This is a genomic window from Microbacterium sp. B19 (assembly GCF_000333395.1).
In the GTDB taxonomy this organism is placed as follows: Bacteria; Actinomycetota; Actinomycetes; order Actinomycetales; family Microbacteriaceae; genus Microbacterium.
In genome coordinates, this window is the sequence record NZ_BADA01000551.1 from 1 (window position 1) to 4,992 (window position 4,992).

The following is a 4,992-nucleotide window of genomic DNA, read 5'->3' on the forward strand; positions in this document are numbered from 1 at the left end:
GCGGAGGAGTTCGATGACATCGAGCGGGATGCGGGAGTTGTGCGACTCCAGCGACACCGTGTCGATGCTCGACCCCTGCAACAGCGGGAATGAGTGCTCGTACTGACGCCACTCCGGACCGAGTGTCGCCTTCCAGTCCGTGTTCGCCTTGATGCCGTAGCCGTAGCAGATGTGCACGATGGTCTCGGCGCGCAGCCCCTCGATGGCCCGCTCGAGCGTCGCGACACCCCAGTCGCGGACGTCGTCGAAGAACACGTTGAAGGCGGGTTCGTCGAACTGGATGATGTCGACGCCCGCTGCCTCGAGCTCTTTCGCCTCCTGGTTCAGGATGCCGGCGAACTCCCACGCGAGCTTCTCGCGGCTCCCGTAGTACCGGTCGGCCAGCGTGTCGATCATCGTCATGGGCCCCGGCAGTGCCCACTTGATCGGCTGATCGGTCTGCTGGCGGAGGAACGCGGCATCCTGGACGAAGACCTGCTTCTCACGCCCGACCGGGCCGACGACCGTCGGGACGCTCGCGTCGTAGCGGTTGCGGATGCGGACCGTCTCGCGGTTCTCAAAATCGACGCCGCTGAGGTGCTCGATGAAGGTCGTGACGAAGTGCTGGCGGGTCTGCTCGCCGTCGCTGATGATGTCGAGGCCCCGCTGACGCTGCTCGTGCACGGCGGCGCGCAGCGCGTCCTGCTTGCCCTCGACGAGGGCGTCGCCCTCGAGCGCCCAGGGCGACCAGAGCTTCTCGGGCTCGGCGAGCCACGAGGGCTTGGGGAGGCTCCCGACGGCGGCGGTGGGGATCAGGGCATTCATGCGTGCGGTCTCCGGCGGGGTCAGTGGACGAGGGCGGGGGAGAGGCCGGCCCAGCGGGCGAGCAGCTCGCCGTGGGGCTTCACGAAGTGCTCCTCGGCGTAGGTGCCCTGGATCAGGGCCAGACGCGAGCGCTCCTCGCGGTCGTAGTCGACGCGGGTGCGCGAGAAGTCCTGGCTCTCCAGGGTCGGGCGGAAGACGTGCGCAGCCGCGGAGTTGGCGTTGTAGATCTCGGGCCGGTAGATCTTCTGGAACGTCTCCATCGTGCTGATCGTGCCGATCAGCTGCAGGTTGGTGTAGTCGTTCAGCAGGTCGCCGCGGAAGTAGAACGCGAGCGGCGCCGAGCTGCCCTCGGGCAGGAAGTAGCGGACCTGGAGGCCCATCTTCCCGAAGTACTCGTCGGTGAGCGAGTAGTCGTCCTGCACGTATTCGACCCCGAGGACCGGATGCCGGTTGTCGGTGCGCTGATACGTCTTGCTGGTCGAGACGCTGATGCAGATCACCGGCGAGACGTCGAAACGCTCGCGGTATTCGGGCGACTCGAGGAAGTGCTGGAACAGCTTGCCGTGCAGGGCGCCGAAATCGTCGGGCACCGTGAAGCCACCGGCGGCCGCGCTGGCGGCGGGCAGCAGCACGCTGAAGTCGAAGTCGCGCAGGTACGAGGAGAAGTTGTTGCCGACGATCCCGTGGTGGCGCGCGCCCGTCTTGCGGTCGACGACGACGAGGTCGAGCACCTCGAGGAGCGGGAACCGCTGGTCGTCTCCGGATGCCGCGAACTCCAGGTCGACGGAGACGATATCGATCTCCAGGGAGTACCGGTCGCCCTCGGGGTTGTCCCAGCGCGCGAGATCGTTGAAGCGACGGTCGATCATCGTCAGGGCGTTGCGGAGGTTCTCCTGCCGGTCCTCACCGCGGGCGAGGTTGGCGAAGTTCGTCGTGGCGCGCGAGCTCTCGGACGGGGAGTAGTTCTCGTCGAATCGGGTGGTCGAGATCTGGAACGTGAAGTCGGTGGACATGTCCGAGAACTCCTCTCGCGCGTCGGGAGACCGCCGCGCGGTCATCGGTGATCCCATGGTCCTCGCCCGTGGCATCCATCGGGTAATCCGTCCCAACTATTCGCTCCTATAGTCTTTGCCTATGGCTCGTCGATCGAGCGGCGTGACGCTGCAGCAACTCCAGTCCTTCATCGAGGTCGCGGCCGAGGGGTCCATCTCCGCGGCGGCCGACCTGCTCTACGTGTCGCAGCCGACGATGTCGGCCTCGATGAAAGATCTCGAGGCGCGCGTGGGGCGGTCGCTGCTTGTTCGGTCGGCGCGCGGAATCACGCTGACGTCGGACGGCGTCGAGTTCCTCGGGTACGCGCGGCAGGTGGTCGAGCAGGTCGCGCTCCTCGAGCAGCGGTACCTCGACCGGCCGCCGTCGCGCCGGCTCCTCGGGGTGTCGGCCCAGCACTACTCGTTCGCCGTCGACGCGTTCGTGCGGATGGTCAAGGCCAGCGGGGCGGAGCAGTACGAGTTCTCGCTGCGCGAGACGCGCACGTGGGACATCATCGAGGACGTCCGGACGCTCCGTAGCGAGCTCGGCATCCTGTACCGGAACGACTTCAACCGCGATGTCATCGACAAGCTGCTCCGCGACTCCGGGCTGTCCTTCCACCCGCTGTTCCTCGCCGACCCGCACATCTTCGTCTCGCGAAAGAACCCGCTCGCGGGGCGGAAGCGCGTGACGCTCGCCGACCTCGAGGGGCTCCCGCGCCTGACGTTCGATCAGGGCACGAACAACTCGTTCTACTTCGCCGAGGAGATCCTGTCGACGCGTTCCAGCACGCAGGAGATCCGGGTGTCCGACCGCGCGACGATCTTCAACCTCATGATCGGTCTCGGTGGCTACACGATCTCGACCGGCATCATCAGCGACGACCTCGATCCCGAGATCGTCGCGGTGCCCCTCGACGTGGACGAGCGCATCGAGATCGGGTGGATCGCACACGCCGCGATCCCGCTCACCGAACAGGCGCGGCGCTACCTCGACGAGGTGCGGGCCGTGGTGCGGGAGTTCGACGTCGAGCTGCTGGGCTAACGCAAGATGCCCCGCGAATTCTCGCGGGGCATCTGTTTCGGTGGACCTGAGGGGACTCGAACCCCTGACCCCCTGCATGCCATGCAGGTGCGCTACCAGCTGCGCCACAGGCCCGTTTTCTGTTCTCGCCCCTTTCGAGGCAACTCCATGAGCTTACTACACGGATTCGGGACGCAAGAAATCGGCCCCACCGGGCGTGTCGTCGCCGGCCGTGACCTCGGCGATGAGGGCCGTGCGCAGCGACTGCGAGCGCTCGCTCAGGGCACGTTGGCGAGCGACGTATCGCGCTTTACCCTCGGTCGTCTCGATCGGGACGGGGGAGTACCCCCAGTCGGTGAGGTCGTAGGGCGACGCCTCCATGTCGAGCGTGCGGATGTCGCGCGCAAGCTCGAACGCGTCCAGCAGGATGTCGCCGGGCACGAGCGGCCCGAGCTTCACGGCCCACTTGTACACGTCCATGCCCGCGTGCAGGCATCCGGGCTGTTCGACGTCGACCTGGAGGTCTCGCGACAGCACGGTGCGGTTGCGCGGAACCGCGTCCGGCGTGAAGAACCGGAAGGCGTCGAAGTGCGTGCACTTGAGGTCGTGCGACTCGACGACGGCGTCCGTGCCGTCGGATCCGAGACGCAGCGGCACCGAGTGCCGCACCTCCGCGGTGCGGTAGGCCATGGCCCACTCGTGCAACCCGAAGCAGCCGAACTGCGCCGGGCGGGCGGCAGTGGCGCGCAGCAGGTTCACCACGCCGCGGTACAACGAGCCGCGGTCGCGGCGGAATGCCTCGGCATCCACCTCCACGCCCTCGGCGACAGGGCGGTACCAGCGCCACGCGGCGCGCTCGTCGGCGTCGGCGAGGACGACACCCGGACCGGGATGCCATCGGCGCAGGATCGCCGGCTTGTAGGAGTAGTACGTGAAGAGGAAGTCCTCGACCGGATGCTTCTGGCCCCGGGCGGCGCGAGCTCGATGCGCGGCCGTGAGCGCGTCGGCGCGCTCGGCGTGGGCGTCGGCGCTCTCGGTCCACTGAGCGCGGGGAAGAACCGCCGTATCGAGGAGCGTCGTCATTCGACCGGCTCGATGAGGTCGGGGCTGTCGTTGCGCACGTTCCCCACGGCGGACGACACGACGTGGTCGTCGAGCGTCTCGGCGACATCGGGGGCGGCGTCGATCGCGGCATCCAGGATGTCGCCGACGTTCTCGGTCGTCGGGTCGAGCCACGCATCGGCGAAGTCGGGGTCCATGAACAGTGGCATCCGGTCGTGGATGGACCCGAGGCGACCGATCGCGTCGCGCGTGAGGATCGTGCAGCTGAGCACCCAGCGTGCGGGGTCGTCCTCGGCCTTCGCCGGATCCTTCCACCACTCGTAGAGCCCGGCGAAGAACAGCGGCGAGCCGTCGGCAGGGTGGATGTAGTGCGGCGTCTTGCCCGCGTCAGTCGTCTTCCACTCGTAGTACCCCGAGGCGGGGATGACCGCGCGACGCTTGATGAGGGCGTTGCGAAACATCGGCTTGTCTTCGATCTCCTCGGACCGCGCGTTGAACGCCCGCGCGCCGATCTTGACGTCTTTCGCCCAGCCCGGGACCAGGCCCCACCGCGCGACCTCCAGGCGCCGCACCGGCGGCTCGGTCTTCACCGAGTCGAGCACGATGGCCACGGATGCCGTGGGCGCGATGTTGTACGACGGGGGAGGCAGCTCATCGGTCTCGACGTCGACGCGCAGCACGCCCACCAGCTCGGATGCCACATTGGCCACGACGAATCGACCGCACATGCTTCGAGGGTACGCGGGGCTTCCGACATCCGGGCTGTGCCGCGGGCGGGGTTGCGACCCGCGCGGGGGGCCGGGATCGCGAGACTGCATGCGCCTGACAACTCGGTTGCAGGCTGCAGTGGGTTTGTCAGCAGCGTGCAGTCTCGGGGCTCGGAGCACCAGCCGCGGCCGCAACCTCAGCGATCCGCGCAACCTCAGCGGCAAACCCCGGATGCCACCCACCCGACGCGAATCGCTGACCTGATGCCGTGGCATCCCTCCCTCGGCACGCGCCTAACCTCAGCAATTCGCACAACCTCAGTCACACAACCCCGGATGCCACTGACATTGCGTCGATCGCTGA

Annotated in this window: 5 protein-coding genes and 1 tRNA gene; 1 reads left to right on the forward strand and 5 read right to left on the reverse strand. The window is 67.5% G+C overall.

Annotated features, from left to right (window positions below):
- Positions 1 to 804: methionine synthase (locus tag I5G_RS18910; RefSeq protein WP_022880461.1), on the reverse strand; the 804-nt coding region annotated here is incomplete at its 3' end.
- 20 nt (positions 805 to 824) lie between these two features.
- On the reverse strand, positions 825 to 1,817 hold the full coding sequence (locus I5G_RS18915) for a putative oxygenase MesX (RefSeq protein WP_026096101.1): 993 nt from the start codon (positions 1,815 to 1,817) through the stop codon (positions 825 to 827).
- Positions 1,818 to 1,938: 121 nt separating this feature from the next.
- Between I5G_RS18915 and I5G_RS18920 the strand changes: the two genes are divergently transcribed.
- Positions 1,939 to 2,880 carry a LysR family transcriptional regulator gene (locus tag I5G_RS18920; RefSeq protein ID WP_026096102.1) on the forward strand — a complete coding sequence of 314 codons (942 nt, stop codon included), beginning with the start codon at positions 1,939 to 1,941 and terminating at the stop codon, positions 2,878 to 2,880.
- Between the two features lie 41 nt (positions 2,881 to 2,921).
- Here I5G_RS18920 and I5G_RS18925 read toward each other — a convergent pair.
- The 3 genes from I5G_RS18925 to I5G_RS18935 all read right to left on the reverse strand — a co-directional run bounded on the left by I5G_RS18925 (position 2,922) and on the right by I5G_RS18935 (position 4,649).
- Positions 2,922 to 2,994, reverse strand: a tRNA-Ala gene (locus tag I5G_RS18925).
- Between the two features lie 42 nt (positions 2,995 to 3,036).
- On the reverse strand, positions 3,037 to 3,942 hold the full coding sequence (locus I5G_RS18930) for a hypothetical protein (protein ID WP_022880464.1): 906 nt from the start codon (positions 3,940 to 3,942) through the stop codon (positions 3,037 to 3,039).
- Positions 3,939 to 4,649 (reverse strand): SOS response-associated peptidase, encoded by a 711-nt coding sequence (locus tag I5G_RS18935; protein WP_022880465.1) that lies wholly within the window; start codon positions 4,647 to 4,649, stop codon positions 3,939 to 3,941. The genes I5G_RS18930 and I5G_RS18935 overlap by 4 nt, the downstream gene beginning before the upstream one ends.
- Between the last annotated feature and the right edge of the window lie 343 nt (positions 4,650 to 4,992).

Bases quoted from the DNA above. Each gene is read 5' to 3' on its own strand.
- I5G_RS18935 (WP_022880465.1), bottom strand. From the start codon at position 4,649: ATGTGCGGTCGATTCGTCGTGGCCAATGTGGCATCCGAGCTGGTGGGC.
- I5G_RS18930 (WP_022880464.1), bottom strand. From the start codon at position 3,942: ATGACGACGCTCCTCGATACGGCGGTTCTTCCCCGCGCTCAGTGGACC.
- I5G_RS18920 (WP_026096102.1), top strand. From the start codon at position 1,939: ATGGCTCGTCGATCGAGCGGCGTGACGCTGCAGCAACTCCAGTCCTTC.
- I5G_RS18915 (WP_026096101.1), bottom strand. From the start codon at position 1,817: ATGTCCACCGACTTCACGTTCCAGATCTCGACCACCCGATTCGACGAG.